16 protein-coding genes and 1 tRNA gene are annotated in these 20,527 nt (G+C 69.3%); 5 read left to right on the top strand and 12 right to left on the bottom strand.

Features of this window, described 5'->3' with window-relative positions; translation table 11 throughout:
• Positions 1–220: 220 nt before the first annotated feature.
• The 6 genes from rho to argS form a co-directional block, all read right to left on the bottom strand.
• Positions 221–2,296: a transcription termination factor Rho gene (rho, locus tag AB0305_RS13855; RefSeq protein WP_364139003.1), complete on the bottom strand. Its 2,076-nt coding sequence runs from the start codon at positions 2,294–2,296 to the stop codon at positions 221–223.
• Positions 2,297–2,606: 310 nt separating this feature from the next.
• Entirely contained in the window at positions 2,607–3,593 is a 987-nt protein-coding gene (gene thrB / locus AB0305_RS13860) for a homoserine kinase (protein ID WP_290257387.1), read from the bottom strand.
• A gap of 2 nt (positions 3,594–3,595) precedes the next feature.
• The gene (gene thrC, locus AB0305_RS13865; protein WP_364139005.1) at positions 3,596–4,702 is read right to left on the bottom strand and encodes a threonine synthase; all 1,107 of its coding nucleotides are present in this window, start codon (positions 4,700–4,702) and stop codon (positions 3,596–3,598) included.
• Entirely contained in the window at positions 4,703–6,031 is a 1,329-nt protein-coding gene (locus AB0305_RS13870) for a homoserine dehydrogenase (RefSeq protein WP_364139006.1), read from the bottom strand.
• Positions 6,032–7,510, bottom strand: coding sequence for a diaminopimelate decarboxylase (gene lysA, locus AB0305_RS13875; RefSeq protein WP_364139008.1), 1,479 nt, complete (start codon positions 7,508–7,510; stop codon positions 6,032–6,034).
• 5 nt (positions 7,511–7,515) lie between these two features.
• Entirely contained in the window at positions 7,516–9,180 is a 1,665-nt protein-coding gene (argS, locus tag AB0305_RS13880; RefSeq protein WP_364139009.1) for an arginine--tRNA ligase, read from the bottom strand.
• A 126-nt stretch (positions 9,181–9,306) separates the two neighbouring features.
• Here argS and AB0305_RS13885 point away from each other — a divergent pair.
• A tRNA-Arg gene (locus AB0305_RS13885) sits at positions 9,307–9,379 on the top strand.
• 65 nt (positions 9,380–9,444) lie between these two features.
• On the opposite strand, the gene AB0305_RS13890 is transcribed toward AB0305_RS13885, so the two are convergent.
• Entirely contained in the window at positions 9,445–10,425 is a 981-nt protein-coding gene (locus tag AB0305_RS13890; RefSeq protein ID WP_364139011.1) for a cation transporter, read from the bottom strand.
• 111 nt (positions 10,426–10,536) lie between these two features.
• On the opposite strand from AB0305_RS13890, the gene AB0305_RS13895 reads away from it, so the two are divergent.
• Together AB0305_RS13895 and AB0305_RS13900 are read left to right on the top strand one after the other, a co-directional pair.
• Positions 10,537–11,583 carry a M4 family metallopeptidase gene (locus AB0305_RS13895; protein WP_364139012.1) on the top strand — a complete coding sequence of 349 codons (1,047 nt, stop codon included), beginning with the start codon at positions 10,537–10,539 and terminating at the stop codon, positions 11,581–11,583.
• A 41-nt stretch (positions 11,584–11,624) separates the two neighbouring features.
• A complete protein-coding gene (locus AB0305_RS13900; RefSeq protein ID WP_364139013.1) occupies positions 11,625–11,912 on the top strand; it encodes a protealysin inhibitor emfourin in 288 nt (95 codons plus the stop codon).
• A 6-nt stretch (positions 11,913–11,918) separates the two neighbouring features.
• Here AB0305_RS13900 and AB0305_RS13905 read toward each other — a convergent pair whose 3' ends face one another.
• Positions 11,919–12,884 (bottom strand): helix-turn-helix domain-containing protein, encoded by a 966-nt coding sequence (locus tag AB0305_RS13905; RefSeq protein ID WP_290257378.1) that lies wholly within the window; start codon positions 12,882–12,884, stop codon positions 11,919–11,921.
• Between the two features lie 81 nt (positions 12,885–12,965).
• On the opposite strand from AB0305_RS13905, the gene AB0305_RS13910 reads away from it, so the two are divergent.
• Positions 12,966–13,133 carry a hypothetical protein gene (locus tag AB0305_RS13910; RefSeq protein ID WP_290257377.1) on the top strand — a complete coding sequence of 56 codons (168 nt, stop codon included), beginning with the start codon at positions 12,966–12,968 and terminating at the stop codon, positions 13,131–13,133.
• 77 nt (positions 13,134–13,210) lie between these two features.
• Here AB0305_RS13910 and AB0305_RS13915 read toward each other — a convergent pair whose 3' ends face one another.
• Positions 13,211–14,035 carry an SDR family oxidoreductase gene (locus AB0305_RS13915; protein WP_364139015.1) on the bottom strand — a complete coding sequence of 275 codons (825 nt, stop codon included), beginning with the start codon at positions 14,033–14,035 and terminating at the stop codon, positions 13,211–13,213.
• 52 nt (positions 14,036–14,087) lie between these two features.
• A complete protein-coding gene (locus AB0305_RS13920) occupies positions 14,088–14,753 on the bottom strand; it encodes an SDR family NAD(P)-dependent oxidoreductase (protein WP_364139017.1) in 666 nt (221 codons plus the stop codon).
• Positions 14,754–14,848: 95 nt separating this feature from the next.
• Here AB0305_RS13920 and hrpA point away from each other — a divergent pair, with 95 nt between their 5' ends.
• Positions 14,849–18,901, top strand: a complete 4,053-nt coding sequence (gene hrpA / locus AB0305_RS13925) for an ATP-dependent RNA helicase HrpA (RefSeq protein WP_364139019.1) — start codon at positions 14,849–14,851, stop codon at positions 18,899–18,901.
• Positions 18,902–18,945: 44 nt separating this feature from the next.
• Here hrpA and AB0305_RS13930 read toward each other — a convergent pair whose 3' ends face one another.
• Both AB0305_RS13930 and AB0305_RS13935 read right to left on the bottom strand, forming a co-directional pair.
• Positions 18,946–19,374 carry an HIT family protein gene (locus AB0305_RS13930; RefSeq protein WP_364139020.1) on the bottom strand — a complete coding sequence of 143 codons (429 nt, stop codon included), beginning with the start codon at positions 19,372–19,374 and terminating at the stop codon, positions 18,946–18,948.
• A complete protein-coding gene (locus tag AB0305_RS13935) occupies positions 19,371–20,516 on the bottom strand; it encodes an NAD(P)-dependent alcohol dehydrogenase (RefSeq protein WP_290257369.1) in 1,146 nt (381 codons plus the stop codon). Before AB0305_RS13935 ends, AB0305_RS13930 begins: the two co-directional genes overlap by 4 nt.
• Positions 20,517–20,527 lie beyond the last annotated feature (11 nt).

Below are 20,527 nucleotides of genomic sequence, written 5' to 3' on the forward strand. Positions count from 1 at the left end.
GCCACAAACTGGTCTAAATATGGGTTGGGCCGCCCACCGCGGGGGGCGGGCCGGGCCTACCCCCAACCCCCCCCCCCCCCCCCCCTTCACCCCCCCGGGGCGGCCCCCCCCCCCCCCCCCCGGCGGAGGGGCGGGGGCGGCAAAACCGAACGGCGAAGGCGGGGGCGGAAACCCACGCGGCTCACCGCGCGGGAGTTCCGGCACCCCGCCTTGTACTCAGCTACTTGTCGTTATCGGACTTCGCACCAAGCGTCGTCTTCTGCACCTGCATGAGGAACTCGACGTTGCTCTGGGTCTCCCGGATCTTGTTGGTCAGCAGCTCAAGGCTCTGCTGCGTTTCGAGACCGGAGAGGACGCGGCGCAGCTTCCACATGATCTTGACTTCCTCGGGCGAAAGCAGGTTTTCCTCACGACGGGTGCCGGAGGCGTTGACGTCCACGGCCGGGAAGATGCGCTTGTCCGCCAGCTGGCGGGACAGGCGGAGCTCCATGTTGCCGGTGCCCTTGAACTCTTCGAAGATGACCTCGTCCATCTTGGAGCCGGTCTCGACGAGAGCGGTGGCCAGGATGGTGAGCGAGCCGCCGTTTTCGATGTTGCGGGCGGCACCGAAGAAGCGCTTCGGCGGGTAGAGCGCCGCCGAGTCCACGCCACCGGAGAGGATGCGGCCGGAGGCCGGCGCGGCCAGGTTGTAGGCACGGCCCAGGCGGGTCATGGAGTCCAGCAGGACCACCACGTCCATGCCCATCTCGACGAGGCGCTTGGCGCGTTCGATGGAGAGTTCGGCCACGGTGGTGTGGTCGTCGGCCGGACGGTCGAAGGTGGAGGCGATGACCTCGCCCTTGACGGTGCGCTGCATGTCCGTGACTTCTTCGGGACGCTCGTCGACCAGAACCATCATGAGGTGGACCTCAGGGTTGTTCGTGGTGATGGCGTTCGCGATGGACTGCAGGATCAGGGTCTTGCCGGCCTTCGGCGGGGAGACGATCAGGCCGCGCTGGCCCTTGCCGATCGGGGCCACCAGGTCGATAACGCGGGGGCCGATCTTCTTGGGGTCGGTTTCGAGGCGCAGCCGCTCGGACGGGTAGAGAGGCACCAGCTTGGCGAACTCCACGCGGTCCTTGAGTTCCTCGGCGGTCTTGCCGTTCACCGAGGTGACGCGGACCAGCGCGTTGAACTTCTGGCGGGCGGACTGCTGGTTGCTGCGGTCTTCGCCTTCGCGCGGGGCGCGGATGGCGCCGACGACGGCGTCGCCCTTGCGCAGGTTGTACTTCTTGACCTGGGCGAGCGAGACGTAGACGTCGTTCGGGCCCGGCAGGTAGCCGGAGGTGCGGATAAACGCGTAGTTCTCCAGCACGTCCAGGATGCCGGCGACCGGCAGCAGGACATCGTCCTCGGTGACCTCGACGTCGTCGACGTCGGGACCCTGGTTGCGGCCGCGGCGGCGTTCGTTGCGGTCGCGGAAGCGGTCGTTACGGTTGTTGTCCTGGCGGTCGTTACGGTCGTTGCGATCGTTACGGTCACGGCGGTTGCGGCGGTTCCGACGGCTGCCGCCGTCGTTGTCGTCGTTGTTGTCGCGGTTGTCCCGGTTGTTATCGCGGGCGTTCTCGCGTCCGGCGTTCTCGTCACGGTTGCCGCGGCCGCGGGTGTTCTCGCGGCGCTGGGCGTCGTCGTTGCCCTGCTCGGCCTGACGCTGCTCGGGCTGCTGGCGCTGCTCGGCGGCGGGCTGCTCGGCCGGAGCCTCTGCGGTCTCGGCCTGGCCGGCAGCCTGGGCGGCGGCTTCGCCGCGGCGGCGGTTGCGGGTCCGCGGCTGGCGGGCGCGGTCGTTGGTCTCGGCGGGCTGTTCGGCCGGGGCGGCCTCGACGGCCGGCTGGGCTTCCACGGCGGCGGGAGACTCGGTGGCGGTGCTGATGATGCCGTCGCTGCCGGCGCGGCGGCTGCGGCCGCGGCGGGCACGCGGGTTCTCCTGCGCCGGGGCCTCGGCAACGTTGGAAGAAGCAGCGCCGTTGGAAGAAGCGCCGTTCGACGCAACAGCGGCGTTGGAGATGATTCCGTTGTCGCTGGCCTTGTCGGCAGCGGCGGGGGCCTTGCCGACCGGGGTGCCGGCGCGGTGGGCGGAGATGGCGGTCACCAGATCGCCCTTACGCATCCGGGAACCCCCGGAGATTCCCAGCTGGCTGGCCAAGGCCTGCAGCTGGGCGAGCTTCAGGCCGGCGAGGCCGCTGCTCTTGGCGGGTGCTGCCGAAGCAGCAGAAGATGATGAGTCCACAGCTGGAGACAGCTCGGTGGTTTCGGTCACGAAGGATCCTTCCCCCTCGACGGCGTCCAGGCTAGGAGCTGGACGCGGTGATTGATCTGGGCTGCAGTTCAGATCTGCAGCCGGGATTTGCGGCCTTGCCGGACTCAAACCGGCCGGCAGGGCCGGATACTGCTACACCAGGACACGTTCCGAAATGGAGGAACGGCCGGCTGACTTTTCAGGGGTACAGAGTGCTTCTGTATCGTCCTGCGCCAGACGGAAGCAGGTGGCACCGGAAAATATTGCGCAGTGAAAGATGAGAGTGGGCAACGTGGCCGACATCGCGGTCTTTTTGAAAAAGCTAGCGTGATTACCGCCGGTGCACTTCCACTTTAGCACCTTCACTGTCCACGGCCAGCGTCATCACGCGCCAGGACACGCCCGGCGTGTTGGCCGCGGTGTACTCGGCGATGAAGGCCTGCGCCTCTGCCGCCCGCTCCGCACCGTCGGCGAGCACCAGGACCGTGGGTCCGGCACCGGAGACGACGGCGGCGTGGCCGGCGCGGCGCAGGGCGGCAATCAGGTCCGCGCTGGGGCGCATGGCCTGGGCCCGGTAGCTCTGGTGCAGGTAGTCCTCGGTGCCGGGCAGCAGGAAGGCGGGGCTCTGGGTCAGGGCGTGGATCAGGAGCGCGGCGCGGCCGGAGTTCATGGCCGCGGCATGGTGCCCCACGGACGCCGGCAGCAGCGCCCGGGCCGCCTCGGTGGACAGTTCGTAGTCAGGAACGGCCACCACGGGAACGATGTCCGCGTGCACGACGGCGCAGGTGCTGCTGTACTGGTCACTGTCCTGCCATGACAGCGCTAGTCCGCCGAAAATGGCGGGTGCGACGTTGTCCGGGTGCCCCTCCAGGGTGGAGGTGAACTGCAGGATCCAGTCCTTGCCGCGACGGTCCGCGGCCGGGACCAGGGCGTTGGCCGCCGAGGCTGCCGCCACCACCGCGGCGGCCGAGGACCCGAGCCCCCGCCCGTGCGGGTTGACGTTGTCCGCGGTGATCCGGAGGCCGGCGTGCCGGTATCCGAGCCGGTGCAGTGCCTCAGTCAGCGCCCGGGCCACCAGGTGGCTGGCGTCGCGCGGCAACGTGTCCGCCCCCTCGCCGCTGAGGTCGAATTCCAGTTCCCCGCTGTCGAGGGTCTCCACCGTCAGGGTGTCGTGGAGCGACAGGGCCAGGCCCAGGCTGTCGTAGCCGGGGCCCAGGTTGGCACTGGTGGCCGGGACCCGGACGGTGACGGACTGTCCGGCCGCCACCGTGGGCGTGTCGGCGGCGGACTCCGCCGGGACGGTGAGGGTGGTCTCCACTGCTAGTGCTCTTCCAGTCCCAGTTCCGCGGCGACGGTGACGACGTCGTTGGCGACCTTCACCGGCTGGACGTCGCCGCCATCCTCGGTGCGGAGTGCCCACTGCGGGTCCTTCAGGCCGTGGCCGGTGACGGTGATGACGATCGTCTTGCCGGCCGGGACCTCGCCTGCCTCGTGCTTCTTGATCAGGCCCGCGACGCCGGCCGCGGAGCCGGGCTCGACGAAGACGCCCTCGCGGGCGGACAGCCAGCGGTGCGCGGCGAGGATTTCGTCGTCGGTCACGGCCTCGATCACGCCGCCGGATTCGTCCCGGGCGGCGACGGCAGTCTCCCAGGAGGCGGGGTTGCCGATCCGGATGGCCGTGGCGATGGTGTCCGGTTCGGTGATCGGGTGGCCGGCGACGAACGGCGCGGCACCCGCGGCCTGGAAGCCCCACATCACCGGGGTGCGGGTGGCGACGGCGGGCAGCGACCCGGCGGTGGCGGACTCGTAGGGCGCCGAGTATTCCTTGTAGCCCTTCCAGTACGCGCTGATGTTGCCGGCGTTGCCGACCGGGAGGATGTGGATGTCCGGGGCGTCACCGAGGGAATCGACCACCTCGAACGCACCGGTCTTCTGGCCCTCGATCCGGGCCGGGTTGACCGAGTTCACCAGGAACACCGGGTAGGACTCCCCCAGCTTCCGGGCGATCTCAAGGCAGTCGTCGAAATTGCCGTCCACCTGCAGCAGGGTGGCGCCGTGGGCGATCGCCTGGCTGAGCTTGCCCATGGAGATCTTGCCCTCGGGCACCAGCACGGCGCAGCGCAGGCCGGCGGAGGTGGCGTAAGCCGCCGCGGAGGCGGAGGTGTTGCCGGTGGAGGCACACACCACGGCCTTGGCTCCGGCGGCGACGGCGGCCGTCATGGCCATAGTCATGCCGCGGTCCTTGAAGGAACCGGTGGGGTTCATGCCCTCGACCTTAAGGTAGACCGTACAGCCGGTGAGCGCGGAGAGCTTCTGCGCGTGGACCAGCGGGGTGCCGCCCTCACCCAGGGTGATGACCTTCGTGGCCTCGGTGACCGGCAGGCGTTCGGCGTATTCGCGGATGACTCCGCGCCATTGGTGAGCCACTTAGACCCCTTCTACCCGCAGTACGGATGTGACTGAATTGATGACGTCCAGGCCCTTGACGGCCTGGACGGTGGCCGCGAGGGCGGCCTCGCTGGCGCGGTGCGTGACGATCCGCAGCTCCGCCGAGGTGGCCGGAGAGGACGGTTCGCGGTGCACTGTCTGCCGCATGGTTTCGATCGAGACGCCGTGTTCGGCGAACAGCTGCGCGATCCGCGCAAGCACGCCGGGCTGGTCCGCCACGTCCAGGCCGATGTAGTAGCTGGTGACGGCGGCGTCGATGGGCAGCGCGGGCACGTGTCCGGTGGTGGTCTCGGTGCGGCCGGGGCCGCCCAGGACGATCCGCCGGGCCGCGGACACCAGGTCACCGAGCACGGCGGACGCGGTGGGGGTGCCGCCGGCGCCCTGGCCGTAGAACATCAGCTCGCCGGCGTTCTCGGCCTCGATGAATACCGCGTTGAAGGCGCCGCGGACGGCGGCCAGCGGGTGTTCGCGGGGCAGCAGGGTGGGGTGCACGCGCACCGAGACTCCCTCGGTGCCTTCAGTTTCCGTGCCGGAGCCGCCCAGCTTCTCGGCGATGGCGAGGAGCTTGATGACGAACCCGGCGTCCTTGGCCGCGGCGATGTCGGCCGCGGTGACGCCGGTGATGCCCTCGCAGTACACGTCTTCCAGGGCGAAGCGGGTGTGGAAGGACAGGGAGGCCAGGATGGCGGCCTTCGCCGCGGCGTCGAGGCCCTCGACGTCGGCCGTGGGATCCGCCTCCGCGTAGCCGAGCCGCTGGGCCTCGGCGAGGGCATCGGCGAACTGCGCGCCCGTACTGTCCATCTGGTCGAGGATGAAGTTGGTGGTGCCGTTGACGATTCCCAGGACGCGGGTGATCCGGTCCCCGGAGAGGCTGTCCCGGATGGGACGCAGGATGGGGATCGCGCCGGCGACGGCGGCCTCGTAGGAGAGCTGTACGCCGGCCTTGTCCGCCTCCTCGTAGAGGGTGGGGCCGTCCTGGGCCAGCAGGGCCTTGTTTCCGGTGACCACGGAGGCGCCGTGCCGGATGGCGGTGAGGATCAGGCTGCGCGCCGGCTCGATGCCGCCCATCAGTTCGATCACCAGGTCCGCGTCCTTGACCAGGGACTCGGCGTCGGTGGTGAACAGGTCCGCCGGCAGTTCGACGTCGCGGCGGGCGCCTGGGGTGCGCACAGCGATGCCGCTGAGCTCCAGGCGGGCACCGGTGCGGGAGGCCAGGGCGTCGGCGTCGTCAATGAGAATCCGCGCTACCTGGGCCCCGACGTTGCCACAGCCCAGCAGGGCCATTTTCAAGGTACGCATTTGCGTCATTCAGACTCCCATGTCGCGGTTCAACAGATCGGCTTCGGTCTCCCCGCGGACAATCAGCCGGGCTGCTCCGTCGCGCAGGGCAACAACGCCCGGACGGGCCAGATAGTTGTAATTGCTTGAGAGGACCCAGCAGTAGGCGCCGGTCCCCGGTACAGCGAGCAGATCACCGGCTGCCACGTCCTCGGGCAGGTATACATCTCTAACAACTATGTCGCCGCTCTCGCAATGTTTGCCCACCACGCGGGACAGCTGCGGGGCCGCGGTGGAGCTGCGCGAAGCCAGGACCGCCGAATAATCCGCGTCGTACAGCACCGGGCGGGCGTTATCGCTCATGCCGCCGTCCACCGACACATAGCGGCGGGGGTACGTAACGTTATCCAAGCCTTCGGCGCCGCCGGCGGGCGCCGCCGCGTCCACCCGCACGGTTTTCAGGGTGCCGACCTCGTAGAGCGTGAAGGTGCTGGTGCCCACGATCGCGCGTCCGGGCTCGATCGAAATCCGCGGTGCGGTGATGCCCAGCTCGGCCACCTTGGCGCGGACGACGGCGGCCATCGCCCGGGCAATCTCCGCGGGCGGGCGCGGGGTGTCCACCGGGGTGTAGGCGATGCCGTAGCCGCCGCCGAGGTCCAGCTCGGGCAGTTCCACGGAGTACTTCGAGCGCATCGCGGCGAGGAAGTCCAGAAGCTTCTCCGCGGCCACGGCGAAGCCGTCGGGTTCGAAGATCTGCGAGCCGATGTGGCAGTGCAGGCCCAGCAGCTCGATGCTGGCGTGGCCGGCGGCGGCGGCCACGGCCTCCTCCGCGGCGGAGAGCCCGGCCTCCTCGGTGGAGTCGCCGGCCATGGAGAGGCCGAACTTCTGGTCCTCGTGGGCGGTGGCAATGAATTCGTGCGTGTGGGCGTGCACACCCGGGGTCAGCCGCAGCATGACCTTGGCGGTCTCGCCCCGGTTGGCAGCAATCGCCGCGACGCGCTCGAGCTCGGGGAGGCTGTCCACCACGATCCGGCCCAGGCCCATGTCCAAGGCGCGGTGGATCTCGGCGTCGGACTTGTTGTTGCCGTGCAGCGCGACGGCCGCCCCGGGGATGCCGGCGCGGGCCGCGACGGCCAGCTCGCCGCCGGAGGCCGTGTCCAGCCGGAGGCCTTCCTCTTCGACCCAGCGGACGACGGCGGTGCAGAGGAAGGACTTACCGGCGTAGTAGACGTCCACTCCCCCGCAGATGTCGGCGAAGGCCTCGTTGAAGGCGTCCTGGAAGGCGCGCGCCCGGGCCCGGAAGTCGGTCTCGCTCATGACGAAGAGCGGGGTGCCGAACTGCCGCTGCAGCTCGCTGACCGGAACCCCGTCGATGGCGAGCTCGCCGCCGTCGGTGCGGGCGACGCCGGCGGCCCACATCGGCGCGTACAGGGCATTCAGGTCGGCCGGGACGTCCAGCCAGTCCGGGGCGAGCGGGGACGCGGCGTTGTTGGCGGGGCTTGCGGTCATGATGGTCACATCCGTTCCGGCGCCGAGACGCCCAGCAGGTCAAGTCCGTTGGCGAGCACCTGGCTGGTGGCGTCGTTGAGCCACAGACGGGTGCGGTTGAGGTCGGTGACAGCTTCCTCGCCGAGGGGAGCCACCCGGCAGGCGTCGTACCAGCGGTGGTAGGCGCCGGCGATGACCTCGAGGTGGCGGGCCACGCGGTGCGGTTCGCGCAGCTCGGCGGCCTTGGCCACGATCGAGGGGTAGCTGCCCAGGTGCGAGAGCAGTTCGTTCTCCGTGGCGTGGTCCAGCAGGGCCGCGTCAAAGGCCTCCCGGCCGTCCACGGTGCGCTCGACGCCGGCGGCGGCGGCGTTGCGGGAGGCACCGCGGGAGCGGGCGTGGGCGTACTGGACGTAGAAGACGGGGTTCTCGTTGCTGTGCTTCTTCAGCAGTTCCGGGTCCAGGGTGAGCGGCGAATCGGCGGGGAACCGGGCCAGGGAGTAGCGCACGGCGTCCTTGCCCAGCCAGGAGATCAGGTCCTTGAGCTCGATGATGTTGCCGGCCCGCTTGGACAGCTTGGCACCGTTGACGGAGACGAGCTGGCCGATCAGGACCTCGATGTTGACCTCGGGGTCGTCGCCTGCGGCGGCCGCGATGGCCTTAAGCCGGTTGATGTAGCCGTGGTGGTCGGCGCCGAGGAGGTAGATCTTCTCGGTGAAGCCGCGGTCCTTCTTGGACAGGTAATAGGCGGCGTCGGCGGCGAAGTAGGTCGGCTCGCCGTTCGCGCGGATCATCACGCGGTCCTTGTCGTCGCCGAAGTCCGTGGTCCGCAGCCAGACGGCGCCGCCGTCGTCGTAGACGTGGCCCTGTTCGCGCAACCGGGCCACGGCACTGGCGATCGCCCCGGCGTCGTGCAGTTCCTGCTCGGAGAAGTAGACGTCGAAGGCGACGCCGAAGTCTGCGAGGGTCTGCTGGATGTCCTTCAGCTGCGCCTGGTAGGCGGAGGCCCGGATGACCGGCAGCGCGGCCACATCCGTCAGCTCCCGGATGGCCGGGTGCTCGGCGAGGACCTCGTGGCCCAGGTCGGCAATGTATTCGCCCGGGTAGCCGCCCTCGGGGACGTCGCGGCCGTGCAGGCGGGACAGCACGGAGTTGGCGAAGACGTCCATCTGCGAACCGGCGTCGTTGATGTAGTACTCCGCCGTGACGTCCGCGCCGGAGGCCCGGAGCACGCGCGCGATCGAATCGCCCAGGGCGGCCCAGCGGGTGTGGCCGATGTGCAGCGGCCCGGTGGGGTTGGCGGAGACGAACTCCATGTTCACGGTACGGCCAGCGAGCGCGGTGTTGGTGCCGTAGCCGGCCCCCGCCTGGACGATGGCCTTGGCCAGCGCGCCCGCGGCGGCGGCGTCGACCGTGATGTTCAGGAACCCGGGCCCGGCGATGTCCACGGCGGCCACCCCGGCGATTCCGGCCAGACGCTCGCTCAGGAGCCCGGCCAGCTGGCGGGGGTTGGTCCCGGCCGGCTTTGCCAGCTGCAGGGCGATGTTGGTGGCCCAGTCCCCGTGGTCCCTGTTCTTCGGCCGCTCCACGCGGACAGCCTCCGGAATATCGGTGGCGGCGAGGGCGATCTCACCGGCGGCGACGGCGTCCTGGAGGCAGGCGGATATGGCAAGGGAAAGTTCTTCTGGGGTCACGGTTCAAGCCTACCGGGGGCCCGCATCTGCGCGGAATTCCGGCACCCGCTGCGTCGTTTTCGTTTGCGGCCCACCTTCCTGCTAAGCTCTAGGACGTCCCGCCGGTGACGGCAGGAATCCCTGATTGCCCTCGTAGCTCAGGGGATAGAGCGTCTGCCTCCGGAGCAGAAGGCCGTAGGTTCGAATCCTACCGAGGGCACAGTGAGAACCCCTCCGCTTCAGCTGAAGTGGAGGGGTTCTTTGCGTTGCGCCCGGGTTCTCCGGCTAGGGGGTCGCGCCTTCCTTGTCCGCGCTGATGTGCAGGGGCTGCTCGTCCGGCGTCGCCAGGGTCAACACCGCCTCCTCGACCGTCTCGTGGTCCTCGAGCTCGCGTTCGATCCGGCGCAGCGCCACGGCCACCTCGTGCTCGGGGTGGTCACCCTCCAGGTCCACGGCCGCGACCAGATAGAGCTTCCGCGGGCCGACAAATTCGAGGTGCAGGTAGGTGAGTCGGGCGATATCCCGGTGCTCCAGCACGCGGCGGGCCATGGACTGTTCGATGTCGCTGGTGACGCCCTGGCCCACCAGGAAGCGGCGGTTCCGGTCGATCAGCACGACGGCGACGACGGCCAGCAGGACGCCCACGATGATCGAGCCGATCGCATCGGGCAACGGGGAACCGGTGACCTGGTGCAGGAAGACACCGACGAAGGCGACCACCAGGCCGATCAGCGCCGCGGCGTCCTCGGCGAAGACGGCCCGCAGCGTCGGATCGGAACTGATCAGCACCTGCTCCAGGGTGTGGCGGTCCAGTTCGTGCGCTGCCTTACGGGTCTGCCGGAACGCCTGGACGAAGGAAATCCCCTCGAAGACAAATGCCGCTGCCAGGACGATGTAGGCCACCATGAAGTCCGCCGCGGGCTCCGGCGCGATGATCTCCTGGATGCCGTGCATGATCGAGACCACGGCGCCGGCGGTGAAGAGTCCGAACGCCGCGAACATGGACCAGACGTAGGCCTCCCGGCCGTAGCCCATGGGATGGCTCTTGTCCCGCGGCCGGGCCGAACGCCGCTCCGCAAAGAAGAGGAAGACCTGGTTGCCCGTGTCCGCCCACGAGTGCGCGGCCTCCGCGGTCATCGACGCCGAACCGGAGAGGACCGCCGCGACCGACTTGGCGGCCGCCACCAGCACATTCATCGCGAACGCGATGATCACGGTCAGCAGCGTGGAGCCGGACTTCTTCTTCTCTTTACCGGAGTGTGCCATGGGCTTACCGTACCCGCCGGGACGGCCGCCCGGCGGATCCGGCGGCACCCCTGCCAAATGTCGCACCCCGCTCGTAGGCTGGTCGCATCGGCTAGAGCAAAGGGGTCTCACATGTACTGCTCCATCATCCCGCCCTACCTGTTGCGCCGGCTGGCGGCACAGACGTCGGAACCCCGGCTGGAAGCGGCCGCGCGCGCCGCCCGGGAGGCGTTGCTGCACGTCAAGAGCTTCCAGGCCGCACGGGCCGCGGCCGCTCCGACGGCCCCGCCGGGAATTCGCCAGGTGGCGCCCGGTCCGCCGCAGCGCACCATCTATGACGCGAAGGGCTCGGAGAACCTGCCCGGCGCCCTGGTCCGCAAGGAGGGTGAGCCGGCCACCTCGGATCCGGCCGCCGATGAGGCGTATGACGGGCTCGGCCACACGCACCGGCTCTACGCGGACGCTTTCGGGCGCAACTCGGTGGACGGCAACGGCCTGCCCCTGGACGCCACGGTGCACTACGGGCAGCGCTACGACAACGCGTTCTGGGACGGCCACCAGATGGTCTTCGGCGACGGCGACGGCCAGGTGTTCAACCGGTTCACGGTGGCGCTCAGCGTGATCGGCCACGAGCTCACCCACGGCGTGACCCAGTTCTCGGCGGGGCTGACCTACCGGAACCAGCCCGGTGCGCTGAACGAGTCCGTCTCGGACGTCTTCGGTGCGTTGGTGGAACAGTTCGTCCGGCAGCAGGACGCGGCGCAGGCCAGCTGGCTGATCGGCGAGGGCCTCTTCACCGACCAGGTCCAGGGCGTGGCGCTGCGCTCGATGAAGGCGCCGGGCACGGCGTACGACGACGACGTCCTGGGCAAGGACCCGCAGCCCGACTCGATGGATGGCTACGTTCACACCAGCTCGGACAACGGCGGGGTGCACTTGAACTCCGGCATTCCCAACCGGGCGTTCTACCTCACGGCCACCACCCTCGGCGGGAACGCATGGGAGGCCCCGGGACGGATCTGGTACGAGACCCTGACCGGAGGATCGCTGAAGCCGGCGTCGACGTTCAGCGCCTTCGCCAAGGCCACGGCGGCCTCCGCCCAGGAGCTGTTCGGAGCGGATTCACCGGAGCATGACGCGGTGCGCTCGGCGTGGGAAACTGTCAAAGTCAGGCTGTAAGGCGGCAGCCGGCCGTAATCCTGGTGGCTGGAGACGAACCCATGAAGATCACCGTGCAGCGCAGCGGCGGCGTCGCGGGATTCCAGCGCGTCTGGAGTACCGAACCCGCGACGCCGGACGCCGTGGACCGCTGGCAGGGCCTGATCGAGGCCTGCCCATGGGATGACCTCCCCGGGGACGCGGACGAGGCCCCGCAGCCGGACCGGTTCGTCTACAACATCCGCGCCGGCCGGCGCCGCGCGACCCTGCCCGAACGGCACATCACAGGCCCGTGGCGCGAGCTGGTCGAGTGCGTGCGCGCCGACGCCGGGGACGCGCCCCGGGAGTAGCCCTCCCTAAACCGCAGCGAGGTGGCCGCGGAAGGCCCTCCGGTATGACTGCGGGCTGGTGTCGAGCACCTTGGCGAAGTGGTGGCGGAGCAGGACGGGGTGGCCGAACCCGGACTCCCGTGCAACCTCATCAATGGTCAGGTCCGTCGTCTCCAGCAACTCCTGGGCGCGGAGCACGCGCTGGGAGTTCAGCCACGCCGCCGGCGTCGCCCCGGTTTCGGCCCGGAAGCGCCGGGCAAAGGTCCGCGGCGACATGTGAACCCGCCGCGCCAGCTCGTTGACCGGGTGCTCCTCCCCCAGGTTGCCGACCATCCAGCGCAGCAGCTCCTCCATCGGCTGGGACCCGCACCGGGGAACCGGCCGGTCGATGAACTGGGCCTGTCCGCCGTCGCGGTGCGGCGGCACCACCATGTCGCGGGCAATGCTGGCGGCAACCGCCGCGCCGAATTCCAGCCGCACCAGGTGCAGGCTCGCGTCGATCCCCGCGGCGGTCCCGGCGCTGGTGATGATCCGGCCGTCCTGGACGTAAAGCACGTTCTCGTCCACCACCGCCTCGGGGTACCGCTCGGCCAGTTCGCGGGAGTAGTGCCAGTGGGTAGTGCAGCGCCGGCCGTCCAGCAGCCCGGCCCGGGCCAGGGCGAAAGCCCCCGAGCAGATGGACATCACCCACGCGCCGCGCTCGTGGGCGGCGCGCAGGGCCTCGATCACGGCGTCGGGAACATCAGAGTCCTTGCCGAACGGGGTCATGATCACCAGGTCCGCGTCCGCCGCCGCGTCCAGCCCGAGTCCCACGTGCAGGGTGGGGCCGGACTGCATCGGGACGTCCCCGGGGATGGGGGTGACGATCCGGAAATCAAAGGCCGGCAGGCCCGCGCCGCGGCCGGAACGGTCGACGCCGAACACCTCGAAGGCGGTGCCGAATTCGAAGATGGAAAAGTTGGGAACCACGATCATTGCCACCGAACGGATCATGGTTCAAGTGTGGCAGAAATTTTAGCTTTTTGGGCTTTTCTGCCACTTATTTTTGACCCGTCACCGGCGAACCATAGAGCTATGGAAATCCTCGGAATCGCCGTCATCATCCTGGTTATTGCCGTCGCCGCGGCCACCCTCCGCGCCCTCCGCAAGGATGGACTGGGCCACAACCCGCCCGTCCGCTCGGAGGACTACTGGATGGCCCACGACCTGCCAAGCACCGGCTACACGCTGCGGAATTTCTAACCGCGGCCGCCGGCTTCACACAGCGGCGGGCCGGCCGGGCAGTGCGCCCGGCCGGCCCCCCGCTTTCCCTGCAAGACTCAGCCGCCGTGAGCGGCCACGGAGAGCGGCTGCCACTCATTCCAGGTGGCCAGCCGGGACTCGTAGTCGGCGGTGACGATGCCCAGGGGCGCCTCGCCGAAGAAGACCCGCAGCGGGGGTTCGTCCGCGTCCACCAGGGTCAGAATCGGCTCCCGGGTTGCCGTCGGATCGCCCGGGGTGCCGCGCCGGCTGGGCCGGTTGGCCGCCCGCTCGCGGACGCCGTCGTACTCCGGCATCTGTTCGGCGTGACGGGCGGAACTGCCGCCCCAGTCGGTGGCGAAGCCGCCCGGCTCCACCAGGGTCACCTTGATGCCGAACTCCGCGACCTCCTGGGCCAGGGACTGGCTCAGGCCCTCGAGCGCCCACTTGGACGCGTGGTAGATGCCCACGGTGGGGAAGGCCGAGACGCCGCCCACGGACGAGACCTGAATGATGTGCCCGCTCCCCTGCTCCCGCAGGAAGGGCAGCGCGGCCTGGGTGACCCACAGCGCACCAAAGAGGTTCGTCTCGATCTGGTCGCGGGCGTCGGCCTCGCTCAGCTCCTCCACCGTGCCGAACTGGCCGTAGCCGGCGTTGTTGACCACCACGTCCAGCCGGCCGAAATGCCCGCGCGCCCGGGCCACGGCGGCGAAGGCGGCTTCGCGGTCCGTGACATCGAGTTCGATGGGAAGGATCCTGTCGCCGAACTCCTCAACCAACGCGTCGAGACTCTTCGCGTCACGCGCCGTGGCGGCGACGTTGTCTCCGCGGCCCAGCGCCGCGAGGGCCCATTCCCGGCCGAAACCACGCGAGGTTCCGGTGATAAACCATGTCTTCCCAGCCATACTCTTACTCCTGTCCAGTGTCGGTGAACTGTCGATGATGTTTCGGGGATGCTTAGTCGGAGCTGATCTGCAGCCGGAACCGGTCGCGCTTGGCGTGCAGGTCCCAGAGGTGTCCGGCGAGGACGGCCGGATCCTTCTCCGGGTCGCCGTCGATGATGCGGCCGCCGATGATCAGCTGGGACACCTGGATGCCCTCCTCGCCGAGCACCTCGTTCAACAGCTGGGCGTAGGCGGCCTGGCCGGCGAACGCCACCGAGGTGCCGGTGACGTTGCGGCCGGGCTTTACCGCCGAGCCGCCGTTGACGAAGAGGATGGTGCCCTTGTCCTTGCCCAGGAACCGCATGCCGGGAAGGACCTGGTGGACCGCCGCCACCGGGCCATAGATGGAGAACTCCACGGGTCCCACCAGGTCGGCGGGGGTGGTCTCCAGGACGGGACGCATGAAGTCCTTCTGCGGCAACGGGCTGTACTGCAGCACCTCGATGGGGCCGAGGGTTTCGGTAGCGGCCTCCAGCGCCCGGGTGATGGAGTCGGGGTCCCGGACGTCGGCCGCGAAGCCCTTGGCCTCGATTCCCTCGGCCGAGAGGGTCTCCGCCAGGGCGTCCACCCGGCCCTGGTTCCGGGAAAGGAGGGCGACGGAAAAGCCTTCCGCGCCGAAACGGCGGGCGACGGCAACGCCGAGCCCCGATCCTGCTCCAATGATTGCGATAGTAGTCATGACGGGTCCAAGTCCGCGGCCCGGCCAAATATTCCTCAGTAGGCTTAGCTTTTGAGCCCCTGCCGCGGAAACCGGCCAGTAGACTGGAGCCAGCCATGACACTCCATATCTCCTACCCCGCCGAGCTGCCGGTTTCCGAGCGCCGCGAGGACCTGATGGCCGCGATCGCCGCCAACCAGGTGACGATCATCGCCGGCGAGACCGGCTCCGGTAAGACCACCCAGATTCCGAAGATGTGCCTGGAACTGGGCCTGGCCGAGAAGGGACTGATCGGCCACACCCAGCCGCGGCGGCTCGCCGCGCGGACGGTGGCCGAACGCATCGCCGAGGAGCTCGGCGTCGAGATCGGCCAGGAGGTGGGCTTCCAGGTCCGCTTCACCGGGGAGGTCAGCCGGTCCACGAAGATCAAGCTGATGACCGACGGCATCCTGCTGGCGGAGATCCAGCGCGACAAGCTGCTGCGAAAGTACAGCGTGATCATCATCGATGAGGCACACGAGCGCAGCCTCAACATCGACTTCATCCTCGGCTACCTGAAGCGCATCCTGCCGCAGCGGCCGGACCTGAAGGTCATCATCACCTCGGCCACCATCGACCCTGAGCGCTTCGCCAAGCACTTCGGCAGCGAGGAGGAGCCCGCCCCGATCGTCGAGGTCTCGGGCCGCACCTTCCCGGTGGAGATCCGCTACCGTCCGCTGTCCGCCCCCGCCGGCGGTCCCGGCGCGGATGACGGAGACGGCGAGGGCACCGCCTCCGACGACGAGCTGGAGGAGGACCGGGATCCGCTGGACGCCGTCTGCGACGCCGTCGACGAACTGGCCCTCGAGGCGCCCGGGGACATCCTGATCTTCTTCTCCGGCGAGCGCGAGATCCGCGACGCCGCCGAGGCACTGAACGCCAGGATCCAGGCGAACCGGCGCCTGGCCGGCACCGAGGTGCTCCCCCTCTTCGCGCGGTTGAGCCTGCAGGAACAGCACAAGGTTTTCCACCCGGGCAGCAAGCGCCGGATCGTCCTGGCCACCAACGTCGCAGAGACCTCGCTGACGGTGCCCGGCATCAAGTACGTCATCGACACCGGCACCGCCCGCATCTCGCGCTACTCGCACCGCACCAAGGTTCAGCGCCTGCCGATCGAGCGGGTCTCCCAGGCCTCGGCGAACCAGCGTTCGGGCCGTTGCGGGCGTGTCTCCGACGGCATCGCCATCAGGCTGTACTCGGAGGAGGACTTCGAGTCCCGCCCGCAGTTCACCGACCCGGAGATCCTCCGCACCAACCTCGCCGCCGTCATCCTGCAGATGACCGCCATGGGCGTCGCACGCGGGCCCAAGGACGTGGAGAATTTCCCGTTCGTCGAACCGCCGGAATCCCGCGCGATCAACGACGGCGTTACCCTGCTCCGCGAGCTCGGCGCCCTGAGCGCGGCCAAGGCCACGGACGCTCCAGACGGCGGCCGGCACGACGGGCAACAGCAACCCGGGCAGCCGGAAGGTGGCCAGCGCCGCGGTGGCCGCCGCCCGGCGGGGTCCGGCCGCAACGGCAGCGGCCTCACCGCCGTCGGCCAGCAACTGGCCCAGCTCCCGGTGGACCCGCGGCTGGGACGGATGATCGTGGAGTCCGGCAAGCGCGACTGCGTCCGTGAGGTGATGATCCTCGCCGCGGCGCTAACCATCCAGGACCCGCGCGAGCGCCCGACGGACAAGCAGCAGCTCGCCGCGGAGAAGCACGCGCGGTTCCGGGATGAGAACTCGGACTTCACCGGCTACCTCAACCTCTGGAACTACCTGCAGGAGAAGCAGCAGGAACTCTCCTCCACCGCGTTCCGCCGGCTGTGCCGCGCCGAGTTCATCAACTACCTGCGGGTGCGCGAATGGCAGGACCTGTTCGCGCAGCTGCGGCATATGGCCCGGCCGCTCGGGATCAGCCTGGACAACAAGCGCCTGACCGACCCGGTCGGCAACCACGAGGGTATCCACATCAGCCTGCTCTCGGGCCTGCTGAGCCACATCGGCATCCTGGACGAACGCAAGCGCGAATACGCCGGCGCCCGCGGTACCCGCTTCGCGATCTTCCCCGGCTCCGCCCTGTTCAAGAAGTCGCCCACCTTCGTGATGGCCGCCGAGCTGGTGGAGACCAGCCGGCTCTGGGCACGGGTGGCCGCCAAATTCGATCCGCTCTGGGCCGAGCAGGTAGCCCCGGACCTAGTCAAGCGCAGCTACAGCGAGCCGCACTGGTCCAAGAAAATGGGCTCGGTGATGGCCCATGAGAAGGTCACCCTGTACGGCGTGCCCATCATCCCCAACCGGCGGGTCAACTACGGCCGGGTGGACCCGGAGCTCTCCCGCGAACTCTTCATCCGGCACGCGCTGGTGGAGGGCGACTGGCAGACCCACCACAAGTTCTTCCACCGCAACCGGGCCCTGCTGCAGGAGATCGAGGAGCTCGAGGCCCGCATGCGCCGCCGGGACATCCTGGTGGACGACCAGACCCTGTTCGAGTTCTACGACGCCAGGGTGGGCAAGGACGTGGTCTCCGAGCGCCACTTCGACAAGTGGTGGAAGGAGGCCCGGCAGCAGGATCCGGGACTGCTGGACTTCGAGAAGTCGCTGCTGATCAGCGAGGACGCGGACGAGCTCGACGATTCGGCCTACCCCAAAACCTGGCTGCACAAGGGCTTCGAGCTGCCGCTGAGCTACGAGTTCAGCCCCGTGGCCCCGGGGGCGGCCCCGAACCCCTCCGATGGCGTCACCGCCGAGGTGCCCGTGCTGTTCCTCAACCAGCTCGACGACGCCGCGTTCCGCTGGCTGATCCCGGGCCAGCGGGTGGAACTGGTCACCGCACTGATCAAGTCCCTGCCCAAGCAGGTGCGCAAGAACTTCGTCCCGGCACCCGACGTCGCCCGCCAGGCGGTGGCTGCGTTGGAGGCCGACTTCGATCCCGCCACGGACGACCTCGAGCCGTCCCTGGAACTGGTGCTGCGCAGGCTCCGCGGCCAGGTCATCCCGCCGGGATCCTGGAACTGGGACGCCGTGCCGCCGCACCTGCGCGTCAGCTTCCGCGTGGTGGACGCCCGCGGCAAGCTCCTCGACGAGGGTAAGGACCTCGCCGCGCTTCAGGAGAAACTGGCGCCGGCCACCCGACGCGCCATCGCAGAGTCCCTGGGCGCAACTCCTTCGACAACGGCTCCGAAGAAGGGCACCGCCCCGGCCGCCGCGGAGAACGGCCCTGCCGGCAAAGGCAGAGCCGGCAGTGCACAGCAGGCCGGCTCCCCCGGCGGCTTCACCGAGCTGACCGGCCTCAAGGACTGGACCTTCGGCAGTGTGCAGCGCCAGGTCCAGGGTATGGTCAAGGGCCACACCGTCACCGGCTACCCGGCCCTGGTGGACGAGGGCACCTCCGCGGCGTTGCGGCTCTTCCAGACCGCGGGCGAACAGGAACAGGCGATGCGCGGTGGCGTGATCCGCCTGCTGGCCCTCAAGGTCCCGCCGCCGGACCGCTACGTCCTGGAGCACCTGAACAACACGGAGAAGCTGACCTTCAGCCAGAACCCGCACGGGTCGGTCTCTGCCCTGATCGCGGACTGCGCCCTGGCCGCGATCGACAAGCTCACCCCGGCAGCCCTCCCGTGGGACGAGCCGTCCTTCAAGGCACTGTACGAGCAGGTCCGCGCCGAGCTTATCGACACGGTCTTCACCGTCACCGCCGTCGTCGAACGCATCCTGGCCAGCACCCGGCGGATCGAGAAACAGCTTCGCGGCACCACCAGCCTGGCACTGATCAGCGCCCTGAACGACGTCAAGGCCCAGCTGGAGCAGCTGGTCTTCCCCGGCTTCGTGGCACGCACGGGCTACGCCCAGTTGAGCCAGCTGCCGCGCTACCTCGCGGCGATCGAGAAGCGGCTGGAGAAGCTGCCCACCACCGTCCAGCGCGACGCCCAGCACATGGCCGTCATCCAGGGGCTCGAGGACGACTACGACGACGCCGTCTCGGCGCTACTCCCGGGCAGGCGGATCGGGCCGGAGTTAACCCAGGTCCGCTGGATGATCGAGGAGTTGCGGGTGAGCCTGTTCGCCGTCGAACTCGGGACGGCCTATTCGGTCTCCGAAAAGCGGATCCGGACGGTGCTTAACAAGGCGCTGGCCCCGGCGTAACGCCGGGGCCAGCGGGGACTGGGCACGCTGGGGCCGGGTTGGGGTCAGGCCCCGGGGACGAACTCCCCGTAGCCCGCCGCGCGCAGCCCTTCCCGCAGCTTCTCCGCGTTAGCGTCGAGGCGCTCCGGATCCGGGTTCTGGTCCACGGCGCCGAAGTCGTAGTCGGCCATGGAGTTGGACGGCCAGACGTGGACGTGCAGGTGGTTGATTTCGTACCCGGCGATGGTCAGGCCGGCGCGGGCGGACCCGAAGACGTCCACCTGGGCGGCGCCGATTTTCCGCGCCACCTCCATGACGCGGGCCAGCGTCTCGGGCGACGCTTCGGTCCAGCGGTCCACCTCCTCGACCGGCACCACCAGGGTGTGCCCGTCGGCAAGCGGGCCCACGGTTAGGAAGGCGACGACGTCGTCCTCGCGCCAGACGAAGCGGCCGGGAATCTCGCCGTTGATGATCTTGGTGAACAGGGTGCTCATGCGTCCGCCTTCTCTGCCGGGGTTCCGAGGGTGGAGGCGTCAAGGACGAAGCGGTACTTCACGTCGCCGGCAACCATCCGGTCATAGGCCTCATTGAGCTGGTCCGCGCCGACGAGTTCGATGTCGGAGACCACGCCGTGCTCGGCGCAGAAGTCCAGCATTTCCTGGGTCTCCTCGATCCCGCCGATCAACGATCCGGCGTAGGCGATCCGGCGGCGGATCAGCGAGCCTGGATTAACCGGCGGCATCGCCTCGGACGGCAGGCCGAGTTGGAAGAGTGCGCCGTCAACGCGCAGCGTGCGGAAGTACGGGTTGAGGTCGTGCGGGGCGGCGACGGTGTCGATGATGACGTCGAGGCTGCGGTCAGCGGCTTCCATGGCGGCCGGATCGGTGGAGAGGACCACGTGGTCGGCGCCGAGTTCACGCGCGGCGGCGAACTTCCGCTCCGACGTCGTAAAGACGGTCACCTCGGCGCCCATCGCCTTGGCGATCTTGACGGCCATGTGGCCGAGGCCGCCGAGGCCCACGACGCCGACGGCGTCGCCCTCCTCGACCTCGAAGTGGTTCAGCGGGGAGAACGTGGTGATGCCGGCGCACAGCAGGGGCGCGGCAGCGGCCGGGTCGAGGCCTTCGGGGATGCGCAGCACGTAGTTGCGGTCCACCACGATCGAGGTGGCGTAGCCGCCCTGGGTGACGGCGCCGTCGTTGCGGGCATCCTTGGCGCCATAGGTGCCGGTCATGCCCTTTTCGCAGTACTGCTCGAGGCCGTCGAGGCAGCTCTCGCATTCGCGGCAGGAGTCGACCATGCAGCCCACGCCCACGCGCTCACCGACGGTGAAGTCGTCGACGGCGGAGCCCACGCGGGTGACCCGGCCGACGATCTCGTGGCCCGGAATCAGCGGGTAGGTGTTTCCGCCCCATTCCCCGCGGCTGGCGTGGACGTCGGAGTGGCAGAGGCCGCAGAACTCGACGGCGATCTCGACGTCGTCGGCCTTGGGGGCGCGCCGGGCGACGGTCAGCGGCACCAGGCCGCTGTCCGGGGCGGTGGCACCGTAGGCGGCAGCGAGGGTGGGGCCGGCGGCGTCGGTGAGGTCGGGAAGGGGCTTGGCGAGGGGCGGCGGTACGGGGCGTCCTGGAGTCATGGTTCGACGCT

Source organism: Arthrobacter sp. NPDC080086 (assembly GCF_040702285.1).